At 65.3% G+C, this 15,892-nt stretch carries 21 protein-coding genes; 9 read left to right on the top strand and 12 right to left on the bottom strand.

The features are described 5' to 3' along the window. The first annotated feature begins 7 nt into the window (after positions 1-7). Positions 8-409: a globin gene (locus tag HB677_RS07435; protein ID WP_374193805.1), complete on the top strand. Its 402-nt coding sequence runs from the start codon at positions 8-10 to the stop codon at positions 407-409. 15 nt (positions 410-424) lie between these two features. Here HB677_RS07435 and HB677_RS07430 read toward each other — a convergent pair whose 3' ends face one another. Further along, positions 425-820, bottom strand: a complete 396-nt coding sequence (locus HB677_RS07430) for a VOC family protein (RefSeq protein ID WP_213815052.1) — start codon at positions 818-820, stop codon at positions 425-427. Positions 821-887: 67 nt separating this feature from the next. Continuing rightward, positions 888-1,742, bottom strand: a complete 855-nt coding sequence (locus tag HB677_RS07425; protein ID WP_213815051.1) for an SDR family oxidoreductase — start codon at positions 1,740-1,742, stop codon at positions 888-890. A 96-nt stretch (positions 1,743-1,838) separates the two neighbouring features. Here HB677_RS07425 and HB677_RS07420 point away from each other — a divergent pair, with 96 nt between their 5' ends. Both HB677_RS07420 and HB677_RS07415 read left to right on the top strand, forming a co-directional pair. Beyond that, positions 1,839-2,240, top strand: coding sequence for a helix-turn-helix domain-containing protein (locus tag HB677_RS07420; protein WP_213815050.1), 402 nt, complete (start codon positions 1,839-1,841; stop codon positions 2,238-2,240). 113 nt (positions 2,241-2,353) lie between these two features. Further along, the gene (locus HB677_RS07415; RefSeq protein ID WP_213815049.1) at positions 2,354-4,012 is read left to right on the top strand and encodes an FAD-binding dehydrogenase; all 1,659 of its coding nucleotides are present in this window, start codon (positions 2,354-2,356) and stop codon (positions 4,010-4,012) included. 39 nt (positions 4,013-4,051) lie between these two features. Here HB677_RS07415 and HB677_RS07410 read toward each other — a convergent pair whose 3' ends face one another. Next, entirely contained in the window at positions 4,052-5,431 is a 1,380-nt protein-coding gene (locus HB677_RS07410; protein ID WP_255546335.1) for an MFS transporter, read from the bottom strand. A gap of 32 nt (positions 5,432-5,463) precedes the next feature. Next, positions 5,464-6,387, bottom strand: coding sequence for a LysR family transcriptional regulator ArgP (locus tag HB677_RS07405; RefSeq protein ID WP_213815048.1), 924 nt, complete (start codon positions 6,385-6,387; stop codon positions 5,464-5,466). A gap of 68 nt (positions 6,388-6,455) precedes the next feature. On the opposite strand from HB677_RS07405, the gene HB677_RS07400 reads away from it, so the two are divergent. Further along, positions 6,456-7,085: a LysE/ArgO family amino acid transporter gene (locus HB677_RS07400; protein ID WP_213815047.1), complete on the top strand. Its 630-nt coding sequence runs from the start codon at positions 6,456-6,458 to the stop codon at positions 7,083-7,085. 24 nt (positions 7,086-7,109) lie between these two features. Here HB677_RS07400 and HB677_RS07395 read toward each other — a convergent pair whose 3' ends face one another. Beyond that, positions 7,110-7,787, bottom strand: coding sequence for a hypothetical protein (locus HB677_RS07395; protein ID WP_213815046.1), 678 nt, complete (start codon positions 7,785-7,787; stop codon positions 7,110-7,112). Positions 7,788-7,808: 21 nt separating this feature from the next. On the opposite strand from HB677_RS07395, the gene HB677_RS07390 reads away from it, so the two are divergent. The 3 genes from HB677_RS07390 (at position 7,809) to HB677_RS07380 (ending at position 9,524) form a co-directional block, all read left to right on the top strand. Then, on the top strand, positions 7,809-8,678 hold the full coding sequence (locus tag HB677_RS07390; protein ID WP_213815045.1) for an acyl-CoA thioesterase II: 870 nt from the start codon (positions 7,809-7,811) through the stop codon (positions 8,676-8,678). Then, on the top strand, positions 8,675-9,328 hold the full coding sequence (locus tag HB677_RS07385) for a hypothetical protein (protein WP_213815044.1): 654 nt from the start codon (positions 8,675-8,677) through the stop codon (positions 9,326-9,328). Before HB677_RS07390 ends, HB677_RS07385 begins: the two co-directional genes overlap by 4 nt. Before the next feature lie 73 nt (positions 9,329-9,401). Beyond that, positions 9,402-9,524, top strand: a complete 123-nt coding sequence (locus HB677_RS07380) for a ribosomal protein bL36 (RefSeq protein ID WP_213815043.1) — start codon at positions 9,402-9,404, stop codon at positions 9,522-9,524. 96 nt (positions 9,525-9,620) lie between these two features. Here the strand turns inward: HB677_RS07380 and HB677_RS07375 are convergent, their stop codons facing one another. The 7 genes from HB677_RS07375 to msrA form a co-directional block, all read right to left on the bottom strand. Beyond that, positions 9,621-9,863, bottom strand: coding sequence for a hypothetical protein (locus tag HB677_RS07375; RefSeq protein WP_213815042.1), 243 nt, complete (start codon positions 9,861-9,863; stop codon positions 9,621-9,623). 169 nt (positions 9,864-10,032) lie between these two features. Further along, positions 10,033-10,509 carry a thioesterase family protein gene (locus HB677_RS07370; RefSeq protein WP_213815041.1) on the bottom strand — a complete coding sequence of 159 codons (477 nt, stop codon included), beginning with the start codon at positions 10,507-10,509 and terminating at the stop codon, positions 10,033-10,035. 94 nt (positions 10,510-10,603) lie between these two features. Beyond that, complete coding sequence (ettA, locus tag HB677_RS07365) at positions 10,604-12,286, bottom strand: energy-dependent translational throttle protein EttA (protein WP_213815040.1); 1,683 nt, start codon at positions 12,284-12,286, stop codon at positions 10,604-10,606. Positions 12,287-12,288: 2 nt separating this feature from the next. Continuing rightward, complete coding sequence (locus tag HB677_RS07360) at positions 12,289-12,780, bottom strand: hypothetical protein (RefSeq protein ID WP_213815039.1); 492 nt, start codon at positions 12,778-12,780, stop codon at positions 12,289-12,291. A gap of 81 nt (positions 12,781-12,861) precedes the next feature. Continuing rightward, complete coding sequence (locus tag HB677_RS07355; protein WP_213815038.1) at positions 12,862-13,395, bottom strand: single-stranded DNA-binding protein; 534 nt, start codon at positions 13,393-13,395, stop codon at positions 12,862-12,864. Between the two features lie 201 nt (positions 13,396-13,596). After that, a complete protein-coding gene (locus HB677_RS07350; protein ID WP_255546332.1) occupies positions 13,597-13,812 on the bottom strand; it encodes a methyltransferase in 216 nt (71 codons plus the stop codon). Positions 13,813-13,869: 57 nt separating this feature from the next. Further along, entirely contained in the window at positions 13,870-14,397 is a 528-nt protein-coding gene (gene msrA / locus HB677_RS07345) for a peptide-methionine (S)-S-oxide reductase MsrA (protein ID WP_213815037.1), read from the bottom strand. Between the two features lie 109 nt (positions 14,398-14,506). On the opposite strand from msrA, the gene HB677_RS07340 reads away from it, so the two are divergent. Continuing rightward, a complete protein-coding gene (locus tag HB677_RS07340) occupies positions 14,507-15,514 on the top strand; it encodes an aldo/keto reductase (RefSeq protein WP_213815036.1) in 1,008 nt (335 codons plus the stop codon). 97 nt (positions 15,515-15,611) lie between these two features. Then, positions 15,612-15,863 (top strand): hypothetical protein, encoded by a 252-nt coding sequence (locus HB677_RS07335; RefSeq protein ID WP_213815035.1) that lies wholly within the window; start codon positions 15,612-15,614, stop codon positions 15,861-15,863. Positions 15,864-15,892: the final 29 nt, after the last annotated feature.

Here is a 15,892-nt window from a genome sequence, read left to right as displayed (position 1 = left end):
ACTCCGCATGAGCCAGAGCGGCGAATCAGTGCAGGGCAATTTCTGGGAGCAGGTGGGCGGTCGCCCCACGTTTGAGCGACTCGTTCGCTCCTTCTACGAGGGCATCAAGAGTGATCCCGTGCTGCTGCCGATGTACCCGGCGGAAGACCTCGAGGGTGCCATCCAGCGCCTCACCGGGTTTCTTGAGCAGTACTGGGGCGGCCCCGGAACCTACAGCGAGGAACGCGGCCATCCACGGCTGCGTCAGCGGCACATGCCGTTCAAGGTCAACCCGGACGCCCGCGACAGATGGCTGCTGCACATGCGCGCCGCCCTCGACGAGCTGAAACTGTCGCCGCTGCACGACGCCACGATGTGGGCGTACCTTGACCGCGCCGCGCACGCGATGGTGAACACCTTCGACGAGTAGCGGGTACCGCTGGGGCTAGACCTGAATGCCTGCCCGTTCCATCTCGCCGCGCTCAACGCAGAACTCGTTTCCCTCCGGATCCTGCATGACGACCCACCCGCGACCGTCCGGCAGCCGCCGGTCATCCATCATGGTGGCACCGAGTTCGTACAGCCGCTCCACTTCCGCGTCACGGGTGCCTTCCACCGGGGCGACGTCCAGGTGCACCCGGTTCTTCACGGACTTGCCCTCGGGCACGCGAATGAACAGCAGCGTAGTGACGCCATCGGGAGAGGTCAGCGCGGTCTCGTCGTTGTCGGGGAGATTCGGGTCATCCGGGTCCTCGGCGAAGCCGCTGGCGGCTGCCCAGAACTGCGCCTGACCGTAGGGATCGGCCGCGTCGAACGTGATGTGATTGATTTTCAGCGTCATAACGCTCCATCAGACACCCTCGGGCACCTGGGCTCAAGTGCCTTCCGTGCGGCGCGGCCGTCGGCTACTACAGCGCGGCGGCGAGGCCGTCCTTGAGGGAGGTCGTCGGGCGGCCGATGAGCTCGCGCAGCTCGCCGGTGGTGACAGCCAGGAGGCCGTCGCGGATGTTCGTGTCGAGCCCGGCGACAAAACCGGCCGTGCCCTCGTCGAGTCCCGCGCCGATCATTCCGGCGACGTGGTCGTCGGTGCTCACGGACACGAAGGCGACGTCACGACCGAGCAGCTCGGCGGCGGTGGAGGCGAGTTCGGTGAAGTCCCAGGCAGTGTCTCCGGAGAGCTCGTAGGTCTTGCCGATCTGTCCGTCGGTCGTGAGGACCGCGGCAACGGCATCCGCGTAGTCCGCACGGGCGGCGCTGGCGACCCTGCCCTCGCCGACGCTGGCGACGATGGTTCCGGTCTGGGCAGCCTGCTGCACGGTGCCCACGTAGTTTTCGGTGTACCACCCGTTGCGCAGGATGGTGAAGGGAACACCGGACGCCCGCAGGTACTGCTCGGTCGCCTTGTGGTCGGGGGCGAGAATCAGCGCGCTCGTGTCGGCGGCGGGTGCGCTCGTGTACACGAGCTGGGAAACTCCGGCTGCCGCGGCAGCATCGATGACGGCGGTGTGCTGCGGGAAACGCTGGCCCACCTCGCTGCTGGAGACCAGGGCTACTTTCTCGGCGCCCGCGAATGCGGCGTCGAGGGTCGCGGGGTCGGAGTAGTCGATGGTCGCGACGCGCACGCCGCGCTCGGCCAGATCGCTCAGCTTCGCGAGGTTGCGGCCTCCGGCGACGATGTCCGACGGGGCAACGCCATCGCGCAGCAGACCTTCGACGATGAGGCGACCGAGGTGGCCGGTGGCACCGGTGACGACAATAGACATGGAGATGTTCCTTTCGTGGATGTACTCCAGCTGTAACCGGGCCCGCGCCGCGTAACTTCCCATCACGCAGTACCCACTTTTAGGTAAGGTACCCACATGAAGGTTAGTTACGTGACACAGCGCCAGGGTTTCGGGTTCACCGACGGAATATTGCCATCGCAGTGTCCCTCCCGCACCGTGCTCGACCACGTGACCAGCAAGTGGGGCGTGCTCGTGCTCGTCGCACTGTCGGAAGAGACGCTCCGCTGGGGAGAGCTGCGGCGCGTTGTGGAGGGCATCAGCGAGAAGATGCTGGCCCAGACGCTTAAGACGCTGGAAGCGGATGGTTTCATCAACCGCGAGGCACAGCCGTCCATCCCACCGCGGGTCGATTACTCCCTCACCGATCGGGGGCACGACGTCGTCGAGCGCCTCCTCCCGCTCATGGAGTGGATCGCCGACAACGCGGCCGACATCGTCACCGGATCCTCAGGCTCGCGCGCGGCCGTAGCGAGCTGACGGCGGCGCATCCGTCCAGCCGCGCCGAGTCCTCCGCTTCCGGTCGCCCTTCTCTCCGTGGCATCCGCTCGGTTATTCTCTGAGCAGTCGTCACGAAGGACAAGGGAGTCCGGATGTCACCCACCACTGCACCCACCGTCATCATCGGTTCCGGTCTCGCGGGCCTCGTTGCCGCCGCGGAGATCATTGACGCGGGCAAACCCGTCGTCATCCTCGAACAGGAACCGGAATCCGGCCTCGGCGGACAGGCGTGGTGGTCGTTCGGGGGAATCTTTCTCGTTGACTCAGCGGAACAGCGCCGACTTGGCGTGCGGGACAGCATCGAACTGGCCCGCCAGGACTGGTTCGGGAGCGCCGGATTTGACCGGGACGACGACGAATGGCCGCGTCGCTGGGCCGAGGCGTACCTGCAATTTGCCGCCGGTGAGAAGCGCCAGTGGCTGCGCGACCGCGGGGTGAAATTCTTTCCCATCGTGGGGTGGGCGGAGCGCGGCGGATCGACAGCAACGGGGCACGGTAACTCCGTGCCGCGATTCCACATTGTGTGGGGCACCGGGCCCGGCGTAGTGGGGCCCTTCATCGAGCGGGTACTCGAGGGCGTCGCCACTGGACTCGTGGACCTCCGGTTCCGCCACCGCGTCGACGAGCTCGTCACCGAGGGTGGCACCGTCGTGGGTGTGCGCGGCGCCATCCTGGCTCCGGATGACGCGGAGCGCGGCGCCCCAAGCAACAGGGATGTCGCCGGCGACTTCGAGCTGCGTGGCGCGGCGGTGATCATGGCGAGCGGCGGCATCGGGGGCAACCACGACCTGGTGCGCTCGGTGTGGCCCGAGCGTCTCGGAACTCCGCCAGCCCACATGCTCAGTGGGGTCCCCGCACACGTCGACGGGCGCATGCTCGCCATCGCGGAGGCCGCCGGCGCCCGGCTCATCAATCAGGACCGCATGTGGCACTACGTGGAGGGCATCACCAATTACGACCCCGTGTGGGCGAGGCACGGCATCCGCATTCTGCCCGGGCCGTCGAGCCTGTGGCTGGATGCAACGGGTGCGCGCCTCCCCGCACCCCTGTTCCCGGGGTTCGACACCCTCGGCACCCTCGAGCATCTGCGGCACACCGGGTATGACCACAGCTGGTTCATCCTCACCCAGAAGATCATCGAGAAGGAGTTCGCGCTGTCCGGCAGCGAGCAGAACCCGGACCTCACCGGCAGGGACCTGCGCCTGCTGGCCGCCCGGGTTCGCGCGGGCGCTCCTGGTCCGGTCGAGGCCTTCAAAGACCGCGGTGCCGATTTTGTCGTCGCCGATACCCTCGACGAGCTGTTCGCCGGCATGCAGGGGCTCTCCCCCGAGGTCACCATCGACACCGCCCGCGTGCGCACCGAGATCGAAGCGCACGACAGGGAGATTGCGAACTCGTTCTCCAAGGACGCACAGATCACCGCCGTGCGTCAGGCGCGCACGTACCTCGGCGACAAGATCATCCGCGTAGCCACTCCGCACCGGTTCCTCGACCCGGCGGCCGGCCCGCTGATAGCGGTCAAGCTGCACGTGCTCACCCGCAAGAGCCTCGGAGGCATCGAGACCGATCTCGCTGCGCGCGCGCTCGGCGCCGATGGCGAGCCCATCCCGGGCCTGTACGCCGTGGGTGAGGCGAGCGGCTTCGGCGGCGGAGGCATCCACGGCTATCGCGCGCTCGAAGGCACCTTCCTGGGCGGATGCCTCTTCACCGGACGCACAGCGGGACGATCGGCGGCGGCCCTCGGTGGGTGACGCGCGGGACAGCGGATGCCCCGGGCGGGAGCTTCGGCGCTAGCGGTCGTGAACCCGACCCGCCACGAGAAACGCACTCACACCGAGCAGCGCGGAGAGGATGAAGGATCCCGTATAGGCGACGGTGCCGCCGGCGGAGGTCAGTACCGCAAAGACGGCGCCCGTGGCCGCGAGAGCGAGAGCGGCCCCGATGGAGTCGGCGATGAGGAGGGCCGATGACGTGAAGCCCTGGGCTTCCGGGGACGAGAGGCGAAGCACGCGGCCGCTCTGGCGGGGCGCCAGCATGCCCATGCCGCCGCCGGCCAGCGCCCAGCCGAGAATCGACACCAACGGCGACAAATCCCAGAGCGAGGTCAGCGCAGACGCGACGATCGCCAGCACGACGAGGGAGGACCCCAGCCGCATGCTCCCACGGTCGGACAGGAGATGCGGGTACTTGCCCTGCGCCCAGGACGCCGCCGCCCAGGTCACGCCGGAGGTGGTAAGTGCCAGTCCCGCGAGGGATGGGGACAGCCCGAAGTGACCGGTGAGGAGGTAGGGCAGATACACCTCCGCCGACATGTAGGCGCCCGAGATGAGTCCGCGAACGGCGATCACCACCGGCAGACCCGGCCGGGCGGTGAGGGTGCCCGCCGGAAGAAGCGGTCGCACGGCAACGGCGGCGATCACGAACGACCCCACGACGCACACCCACATGAGCGCCCCGGTCAGCTGAGCCGACATAGAGGCGGCGAGGACAGCGGCGGCGGCCGCCAGTGACCACGCCGTGCGGGAGAGCTGCCAGGGCACGACGGGGCGACCTGGCTGCTCGCCGCTTGCTATCGTGCGCAGCGCCGGCGCCAGCAGGATGACGGCGACGGGAACGAGCGCAGCGACGCCGAGAAAGACCCAGTGCCAGCCGAAGTACTGGGCGACGACACCGGCGATGAATGGACCAACAAGGGCAGGCACCAGCCACGCGGCCGAGAACGCGGCGAAGATCCTCGGGTGCAGTTGTTGCGGGTAGATGCGGGCGACCACGACGTAGAGCGCGACGCTGACGGCTCCCCCGCCGAGGCCGTGGATCAGGCGTCCGACGACGAGGATCTGCATGCTTGTCGCGGTTCCGGCGATGACCAGGCCGACGATGAAGAGCGCACCGGCGGTGAGGACCACGCGCACGGGTCCCGAGCGGTCCGACCAGTTGCCCGCGGCGACCATTCCAACGACGCCGATGGCGAGGGGACCGGCGAATGCCACGGCGTAGAGGGATTGCCCGTTGAGGGCGGCGCTGATGGTGGGCATCACCGTCGTCACCGCGAGCGCCTCAAACGCCGCAAGGAACACCAACGCGATGATGCCGATCGTGACCGGCAGCAGCTGACGCCCGAAGATGGACGACGGCGTCGGGGTGTGCGCGGGTGGGGACGTGGAGAGCATGATCCCTCTCACCCTAGCGGCGGTGACACGCCCTAGAGAGCGAGAAGGCTGCCCCTGGCCGTCTCGTGAACGACCGCGGAGATTTCATCCAGAAGCGGAGAGGGAAGGTTCCATCGCTGCCAGTAGAGCTGGACGTCGACGGGGTCGTCGGGTGCGAGTTCGATCAGCGCCCCGCTGCGGAGTTCGGCGAGGCACTGCTGTTCCGGCAGCAGGGCCCACCCGAGTCCGAGCACCACCGCGCGGGCAAAATCCGAGGAGGTGGGCACGTAGTGCCGCGGCGGTCGCGCGGCAATTCCCATGACCGTTCGCAGGAAGTCGTGCTGCAGTTCGTCCTTGCGGTCGAAGTTGACCACGGGCGCGTCGGCGAACCGGGCCCGGATCTCCGGGGCATCCGTTCGTTTCGGCACGCCGCCAGTCAGCCACCGGTCGGCGAAGGCCGTCGAGCACACCGCGCGATACCGCATGATCCCCAGCGGGGTGGACGTGCAGCCCTGCACCGGCTCCGCGGTCGAGGTGATCGCGGCCATGACCGTTCCCGAGCGCAGGAGGGCCGTCGTGTGCTCCTGGTCGTCCCGCACCAGGTCGAAAACCGCGTCCACGGTGGGAGTCAGCACCGCGAGAGCCTCGAGGAACCAGGTGGCGAGGGAGTCGGCGTTGACGGCCAGGGCTATCGACACGCGTCCGCCCTGGTGGATGCCACGGGCGAGTTCGGTCTCGGTGTCGTGCTCCAGCACCTGCACCTGTCGCGCGAGGCGCAGCACGATGTCGCCCGCGGCGGTGGCGACAACGGGATTAGTTCGCTGCACGAGGATCTGCCCGGCGGCCTGCTCCATCGCCTTCACGCGCTGGGAGATGGCGGACGCCGTCACGCGGAGGCGCCCCGCGGCCGCATCGAAGGTTCCCTCTTCGACGAGCACGAGTAACGTGCGCAGCTGGTCGAGCTGGAATGCCATCATTAGCCTCGCTTAGGTATCGTAAGAAACTGTAGCTGTACTGAACAATGAACGCCTCCTACGGTTGCAGCATGAGCTTCGCGACGACCCTCCTGCCCGCACTCTTCGGGCTGGGCACCGGGCTCTCGCTGATCGTCGCGATCGGCTCCCAGAATGCGTACCTCCTGCGCCTCGGGATCGAAAAGCGCGAACGGTCGATCCTGCCCATGGTGCTGATCTGCGCACTCTCCGACGCGGTGTTGATCGTGGCCGGCGTTCTCGGCATCGGGGCGATCATCTCCGCGGCGCCGATGGCACTCATCGTGATTCGCATCGTCGGATCGGGTTTTCTGCTGGTGTACGGAGTTATCGCGGCGGTCCGTGCCATCCGCCCCGCCGCACTCGTGACGGACACCCCGGCGACAGTGACCACCACCCGCGTGGCGATCACCACCATGATCGCCCTGACCTGGCTCAATCCCCACGTGTACCTGGACACCGTGATCTTCCTCGGCTCCGTCGCGAACCAGCAGGGCGTGGACGAGTGCTGGTGGTGGGCTGCGGGAGCCATCGCCGGTAGCTTCCTGTGGTTCTTTTCGCTCGGTTACGGGGCGAGGCTTCTGCGTCCGTTTTTCGCCCGGCCGGCGTCGTGGCGGGTGCTTGACGTCATCATCGCGCTGGTCATGCTGACCCTTGGCACACGAATGGCGCTGGGGCTCTAGCACCGCAGCAGTGAGGCTCCGTCGTTAGCGGGCGAGCGTCCAGGCGCGGCGCTTGATCAGCACGTGTCCAAGAGGCGTGGTGAGCCGGGTCCACGGACCGGTCTCGAAGATGGCGACGGATGGCACGGACCCGAGGAATCCCAGCGACAGGGCGGCGAACGCGCCACCGGCGGGCACGTGCTCGAGCCCCTCGATCTCGCGACCCCACACCTCGGAGCGCACCCGGTGCACGATCTGTTCACCGGTGCCGGTGGGCACAGCCTCGGCGACCTCCTCGATCCCGGCCTTGGCTACCGTCGCCATTAATTCGGCGCGGGCCGGGGGCAACGTCACCCAGCCGCCACGCGGCGGTGAGATCGCGGCCCAGGTGACGGTGTTGACCTGGAGCGGCAGGGTCACAGTGACCGGCTCCGTGTCATCCGTCACCAATTCTTCGAGGCGGTTGACCCGCTCGAGCAGCGAGCGAACGGGAACAACGGCATCGAAATCGTCGGTATTGAACACCTCGAACGTGCGCAGACCGAGCACCGTGGGCGCCTGGTCGAGCAGTCCGATGGGATAGAACACCGCGACATACACCGCCAGAACACCATTGGCGGCAATCAGGCGCACGGAACCGTCCTCGACGCGCATGGCGCGCCCGAGGAAAACCTGCAGGTCGCGCAGGGAGAGGGCATCTTGGAGAGTGAATGTGGGGCTCATCTGCGATCTAAACTACAGGGCATGAGTGACCCATTGTCGGGACTGCTGGCTGCCCTCGATCTCACCGACACCGGTGCCCGCACCTCCGAAGACATTTTCACCGGTCCGAGCCAGTGGCAACCGCTGGGCAGAGTCTTTGGCGGGCAGGTGCTTGCGCAGTCCCTGTTGGCCGCCATGCGCACGGTTGACGCCGACCGGATCATCCACTCCATGCACGGCTATTTTTTGAGACCCGGGGATGTCACACTGCCGATCACCTTCTCGGTAGACCGGATCCACGACGGCCGCTCGTTTTCCACGCGCCGAACACAGGCGTACCAGAAGGGCGTGCCGATCCTGTCCCTCATCGCCTCGTTCCAGGACGAGGACGAGGGACTCGAGCACCAGACGGCCATGCCCGAGGGAATCCCGGACCCGGAAACGCTGCCGAGTGCTGCCGAATCGTTGGAGGGTGTTGACCACCCGATCGCCCACTACTGGGCTACCGAGCGCGCGTTCGACATGCGACACGTTCCCTCGCCCATCTACTTCAGCGTGGAGGGGGCGCACGTGCCCCACCAGGCCGTGTGGATCAAGGCGATCGGCCCGATGCCCGACGATCCGAATCTGCACCGCGCAGCGCTGGCGTACGCGAGCGACTACTCGATCCTCGAACCCATCATGCGTGCACACGGTGTCGCGTGGGGAACGCCGGGCCTGAAAGCCGCGAGTCTCGACCACGCGATGTGGTGGCACAGGTTTTCCCGAGTTGATGAGTGGATGCTGTACGTGCAGGAGTCTCCGAATGCGAAAGGCGGTCGAGGCCTGTCCCTCGGTCGCATCTATAGCCGTGATGGCGCTCTGATCGCGAGCGTCGCCCAAGAAGGAATGGTCCGGGTACCAAGCGAATGACCGATACACAGCAGTACTCCCCCGCCGATCTCAGCCGCCGCATCGGCATTTTCCAGAGCCACGACGCAAACGGCACCCCCGACGTGCGCCAGTTCACCATGCCGTACACGCCCTTCCCCATGGCGCCGCTCGAGGAGTCTGTCGCACGCCAGATCTTCCCGCTCGCCCCGCGCCCGACGGAATACGAAGGCGTGTACTACTACGGACACCCCGGCATCGGCGCGGGCTGGCTGCGCCTGGAGAACTTCTCGGACGACGAGGTTGCCCGGGTGCATCGTCTCCTCGTCCCCGACGCCTCCGTGGCGCCGACGCTGGCGCTCCCACAGGCAACAACGGCCGCGGCCGCCGCGACTCCGGCAGCACGCTCCCGCGGCGGCAACCCCATTCTTCTCGTCGTGTGGGGCGCGGTCGCGGTCATCGTCGGCATTGCCACGCTTCTGACCACCGTCTCGGAGCTGTCCGTGGGCGTGGGTGCCTGGCGCGCTCTCGCCTGGGTGTTGACGATCATCATCTCGGGCGCGCTGGTCGCGCTCGGCGCCGTGCTGGTGACCCGTGGGATAACCCGACTGACGGGTTCGCAGAGCTCTCGGGATCGCACCCCAGCCCGGGGCATCCACTCTCCCGATGATCTGGGTGGCGCGGGCGTCTGATCAGTCCGTCCAAGGGAATACTGCGCGGCTAACTCCGGTTATAGAGAATAGTTCTCAATACGATTGGATGGCCATGCAGGTTCGCAACTCGCTCCACACGCTCAAGCAGGTTCCCGGTTCCCAGGTGGTGCGCCGCCGTGGACGCACCTTCGTGATCAACCGCCTCAACCCGCGCATGAAGACCCGCCAGGGCTAGTCAGCCTAAAACGCGAGAACGCCCCGCCCTCACAGAGATGAGGGCGGGGCGTTCTTGCGCCGGCGCGGAGCGCGCGGCGTGAAAGCTGTGGGCGAATCAGCGGGCTTCGAACCGGCGATCAGGCGAGCCATAAATGCCGAGGCCGCGCTGGCGGGAATCGCCGTCACCGTCGCGCATCGAGCTCGTGCGACGTCCGTCACCGAAACGGTCATTGAACGGTTCACCGAGGGCGGAGACGCGGGTGATCACCGTGTGGTCGATCTCCTGGGCGGGAACCTCGGGCGTCTTCGGGGCGGGCACGAAGGTGCGCTCGAAACGACGGGCGTGCGATTGCGACATGATCATCCTCAACCAGATTCGAGACCGTCATCGTGAGACGGTCTTCGCTATCCAGTGTCGGTCGAAGTCGCGATTCGGTTATGGACAAATCCGGTCATTGGCCGCAGGAGGCCATATTTTTTACCTCGACCGCGACGGAGTGTCACGAAGCTCCCGCGTTTCGCGCAGGTCAGCCCCGTTTGGTGAAGGTTACAGGTTCCTCGACGTACGGAGCCCACGCGTCACGAAGGTCGGGAGTGATCCGCTGGGGACGACCCGTCGCCGCGGTCACCATCACGAGAGTGGTGGCAGCGCGGGTGAACAGCACGCGAGGGGTGACGCCGATCGGAGAATACAACTCGTAACAGATCTCGAGGCTGGCGCCGCCGATCCTCCCAATCCACATCTCGATGTCGATGGGTTGGCGCATGTACGGAATCGGAGCGAGGTACTCGATCTCCTGGCGGGCAATCAGCCCGATCGATTCGGCACCGGGGCGGGCATCCAGAATCGCCGTTGCCGCTCCCGGAGCGCTACCGGCGTCCGGCCGCCAGAACGCCTGGATGCGGGCCTCCTCGAGAAGACGCAGCATCTCAGCGTTGTTGACGTGTGCGTACGCGTCGAAGTCCGACCATCGCAGCGGTATCTGAATATTGAGTCGCGTCATGCTGCTCCCCTGATCGATGGCGGCACCGACACTCCGCCTGATGTGTCATCCGACGGGGCGCGGCGCCGCACTGGCGTCACGCCCCGTCAGATTGCTAGTCGCGGGTGAGCTTGCGGTAGGTGGAACGGTTCGGCTTGCCGGCATCCGCCCCGAGGCGCTCGATCTTGTTCTCTTCGTAGGATTCGAAGTTGCCCTCGAACCAGTGCCAGTTGGACGGGTTCTCTTCCGTGCCCTCGTACGCGAGGATGTGCGTCGCGATGCGGTCGAGGAACCACCGATCGTGAGTGATGACCACAGCGCAACCGGGGAACTCGAGGAGCGCGTTCTCGAGGCTTCCGAGAGTCTCGACGTCCAGGTCATTGGTCGGTTCGTCGAGCAGGAGCAGGTTTCCGCCCTGCTTCAACGTCAGCGCCAGGTTGAGCCGGTTGCGCTCTCCACCGGAAAGCACGCCCGCCTTCTTTTGCTGGTCGGGACCCTTGAATCCGAACTGTGACACATAGCCGCGCGACGGAATTTCGGTCTTTCCGACCTGGATGTAGTCCTGACCGTCGGAGACGACCTCCCAGAGAGTCTTATTGGGGTCGATGCCGCCACGATCCTGATCGACGTACGAGATGTCGACGGTGTCACCGATTTTCAGGTCCCCGGAATCCAGGGGCTCGAGTCCGGTAATGGTCTTGAACAGCGTGGTCTTTCCCACACCGTTGGGACCGATCACTCCGACGATTCCGTTGCGGGGAAGCGTGAAGCTGAGGCCATTGATCAGGACTCGCTCGTCGAAGCCCTTTTTCAGGTTCTTCGCGTCGATGACCTGAGCTCCGAGACGCGGGCCCACGGGGATTACGAGCTCTTCGAAGTCGAGCTTGCGCGTCTTCTCTGCCTCGTTGACCATCTCTTCGTAGCGCGCCAGGCGAGCCTTCGACTTGACCTGGCGGCCCTTTGCGTTGCTCCGCACCCACTCGAGCTCGGACGACAGACGCTTGGCCAGCTTGGCGTCCTTCTTGCCCTGGACTTCCAGGCGAGCGCCCTTCTTCTCCAGGTAGGTCGAGTAGTTGCCCTCGTACGGGTACAGGTGTCCGCGGTCGACCTCGGCGATCCACTCCGCAACGTGATCAAGGAAGTACCTATCGTGAGTGACTGCCAGCACGGCGCCCGGGTACTTCGCGAGGTGCTGCTCGAGCCAGAGAACACTCTCCGCATCGAGGTGGTTAGTGGGCTCGTCGAGCAGCAAGAGGTCGGGCTTCTGCAGCAGCAATTTGGTGAGCGCGACGCGTCGCTTTTCTCCACCGGACAGGTTTGCCACGGAGTAGTCGCCGGGCGGGGTGCGCAGGGCGTCCATTGCCTGCTCCAGCTGGGAATCGAGGTCCCACGCGTCGGCAGCATCGATTGCTTCCTGCAGAACGCCCATCTCGGCCAGCAGGGCGTCGAAGTCCGCATCGGGCTCGGCCATTGCCAGGGAGATCTCGTTGAAACGATCGACCTTCGCCTTGATCGGGCCGACGCCCTCCTGCACGTTCTCGAGCACGGTCTTGCTCTCGTCGAGCTCCGGCTCCTGCATCAGGATGCCCACGGTGTAGCCGGGGCTCAGTCGTGCTTCGCCGTTGCTGGGAGTATCCAGCCCGGCCATGATCTTGAGGATGGTTGACTTACCGGCGCCGTTGGGGCCGACAATGCCAATTTTCGCCCCCGGGAGGAATGACATAGTCACATCGTCGAGAATGAGCTTGTCGCCCACTGCCTTTCGGGCGCGGACCATCGAGTACACATATTCGGCCATGCCTACCAGTCTATGGCGCGCGTCTTACCGATCAGACAGGTGTTGCTCGCCAGCAGCGGGGCAGCGAATGCGTGGAAATGCACAATCCCGGTCTGACCGACCAGGCAGGTCTTGTTGATTTTGACCGAGAACTCGATGTTGTCGGCGTCCAGGCCCACCGCCGTCTTGTCAGGAGTTACCTCCATGTGGTCCTTCGCAAATCCCAGGCTCGCCAGGTGATCGATGATCGCCTTACCTTTGGCGCTGGGATTCTTGGTGAAATACGAGGACATGACCGACTCGAAGTAAGCAAGGTTGTCGTCCGCGGATCCAAGCGGGTCAAGTGCCAGCGGAGTCGCCGACGCCGAGGGCGTGGCTCCCGCTGACGCTGGGGCGGAAGCACTCGTCGTTGGCGCGGGATCCGGAGTGACGGACGTGCACCCCGACAGCAGCGCGATGGCACCAACGGTGGCGGCAACACTCACACCAAGACGTCCGCCGGATATACCGCGCATGGATTAGACCCTTCCGCAAGGCCGCACATGCGTCCTTCCAAGGGCGATTCTAGAGTGGGATCCGGGACAAACGCTGCACGGTCAGAAGGGACTGTCCTCCCCTCCCGTGGCGTGTGAGAGCTCAGCTGTGGCCGCCGTGGCTTCGCCATCGGGACCTCGCTCCGGGCTGCTCGCGCCCATATCGTCGAATTCATCCGGCTCTGAATCCGTCGAGGGGCCCGACTCTGATGACGCGGGCGGCGCGACCGCCGCAGCGGCTCGGCTTACGCGGGTAAACGTCGTCGTCCCCCAGCTGAGGTCATGGCCAAGGGACTCGGCTTCGACTTCGATGTTGGTCCCAGACTTATCGCCCGCCGACCAATCGCGAATCTTGAGCCTGCCGCTGACAATGACCCGCTCTCCCTTGCGCAAGGACGCAGCGATGTTGGTGGCGAGGTGTCGAAACGCCGTGATGGTGTACCAGTTGGTGTCTCCATCGACCCATGCTCCCGTGGAGCGATCGAACCTTCGGTGGGTTGATGCCAGCCGGAAACTCGCGATGGACAGCTTCTGCGAAGTTTCGATGACGTTGGGGATCGTTGCGACGATACCCGTGATGGTGATGCTGTCTGACATGGGGTCCTCCCTGGATTGTGGTCAACGCGACGAGGTTCGGCGCGGCGCTCGTGCCGGGATGGCCGCGCCGAACCTGTGCCCCTCAGCTTTGGCCCAGGGCGCATAAGAAAACGCCGATCCCCTCCATCGGTGGAGGGGATCGGCGTTGGACGCGGTGGGGAGGACAAGCTCCGGTCACCACACGCGATGACGCTGGCGGGGCTAGTGTTCGGTGAAGTCCGGCCAATCGCTGCCCGGCGGCAACGCCGAGTAGAGGGCGTTCTTCGCCACCTCGATCGTGGGGAAAATCCCTCGAGGCTCCTTGTCACCAAGAAGTCTGAAGGTGTACCCCTCCTCGATGCGATGCACCGAGGCGATGACCCCGGCGGGCCCCGAGGCCACCCAGGTCTGGCTGATTACCGAGTTGTCGCTCATCATTGAGCTCCTTTCCGTTGCACTGACTATTCTGCAACGGAAGGAGCCCACCGACCGGGATTATGACGCGAGAACGTACTCCGCGTAGGACTTACGGATCTTATTGACCTTCGGAAGCGCAACGGCGAGGCAGTACCCCTGGGCGGGGTTCTTGGCGAAGAAGTCCTGGTGGTAGTCCTCGGCCACGTAATACTCGCCCAGCGGTGCGATCTCCGTGACAAGTCCGCCATCCCAGTACTCGGAGGCACGGGCAAGCGCCGCCTCGAACTCAGCCTTTTGCGTGTCATCCGCGTAGAACATGGCCGAACGGTACTGGGTACCGATGTCGTTGCCCTGACGGTTCAGCTGGCGGGGGTCGTGAAGAGTGAAGAACACGTCCAGGATGACCTCGGCGGGGATGACCTCGGGATCGAATGTGACGGCGACGGCCTCGGCATGTCCGGTGCGACCCGTGCACACGGCCTCGTAGCTGGGGTTTACGGTCTGGCCGCCGGTGTAACCCGACACGACATCAGACACGCCCTTGAGCGTGCGATAGACGGCGTCAAGACACCAAAAACAGCCACCGGCGACAACGAATGTTTGCATGGCGAAAGCCTACTTTCATTAGGTGGGGAGGTACCTCAGGTACCTCCTACAAGAACATCAGGCGGCGCCCAGCCATTCCCCGGCGGACGCCCGGCAATAAGCTGTCGATATGCCTTATATCGCCGAAGAAGCCCGATACGAATCTATTGACTACAAGCGCGTGGGAAAGAGTGGGCTGAAGCTGCCCGCTGTCTCTCTTGGGCTCTGGAACAACTTTGGCCACGACCGGCCCCTGGACACCCAGCGGGCGATTCTGCGCCGTGCCTTCGATCTGGGCATCACCCACTTCGACCTGGCGAACAACTACGGCCCTCCCGCCGGATCCGCGGAAACGAACTTCGGCCGCGTGTTCGCGGAGGACTTCCGTCCGTATCGCGACGAAATGATCATCTCCAGCAAGGCTGGCTACGACATGTGGGCGGGGCCCTACGGTGAATGGGGATCGCGCAAGTACATGCTCGCGTCGCTCGACCAGAGCCTTGGCCGCCTTGGCCTGGAGTACGTCGACATCTTCTACTCCCACCGTCCCGACCCGGAAACTCCCATTGAAGAAACGATGGGAGCCTTGGCTACCGCCGTCCAGCAGGGCAAGGCTCTGTACGTGGGTGTCTCGAACTACAGTCCGGAAGAGACGCTGGCCGCCGAGAAGGCTCTCGCCGCACACAACATCCCGCTCACGATCCACCAGCCGCGGTACAACATGTTCGACCGCCACATCGAAAACGGCCTCTTCCCGGTGCTCGATCAGATCGGCGCGGGAAGCATCGTGTTCTCCCCGTTGGCACAGGGCCTCCTCACCGATCGCTACATCGACGGGAACATCCCGTCCGACTCCCGCGTTGCTGAGGGTCGGTGGCTGGGTGCCGAGAAGATCACCGACGTGTACCTCGAGCGTGTGCGCGCGCTCAACTCCATTGCGGCAGATCGTGGCCAAAGCCTCGCGCAGCTGGCTCTGACCTGGGTGCTTCGTCACCCGCAGGTCACGTCGGCCCTGATTGGTGCAAGCAGCGTCGCGCAGCTGGAAAACAACGTCGGAGCACTGTCCAGCGCTCCGCTGACGGCAGACGAAATCGCCGCGATCGAGCCGTTCGCCGTGGACGGTACGAGCCTGCGCTAAATTCCGCCACGAACCGCGGGAAGCGGATGTCGGTGGCTGATTCTAATCTGAGTGTGTCCTTAACCGTTGGGCCGGCTACACACTCGAAAAGAACACCATGACACTCTTGGATTTTCCCGGGACGACAGCTCCCGCGGTTCGCACCGGCATTGCGATGGTGCAGTTGCACAACGACCTGTGGCGGGTCACCCGCACCTCAGGCGAGGTCCTCGGCTACGTCGAAGGATTTATTGAGGGCGGCGACCGTCGCTATCGGGCCAAGCGAATGCTGACGGGAGCGGCCCGCTCACTGCCGCTCGGAGAGTTCTGGGACATCGACGACGCGATCGATTGCTTCCGGTTCAACTGATCTCTGTAGCAGATCACAACACTCGGGTC

It is taken from the genome of Glaciihabitans sp. dw_435 (assembly GCF_018449675.1).
Taxonomy (GTDB): domain Bacteria; phylum Actinomycetota; class Actinomycetes; order Actinomycetales; family Microbacteriaceae; genus Glaciihabitans.
This window is presented reverse-complemented; position numbering and strand designations above follow the sequence as displayed.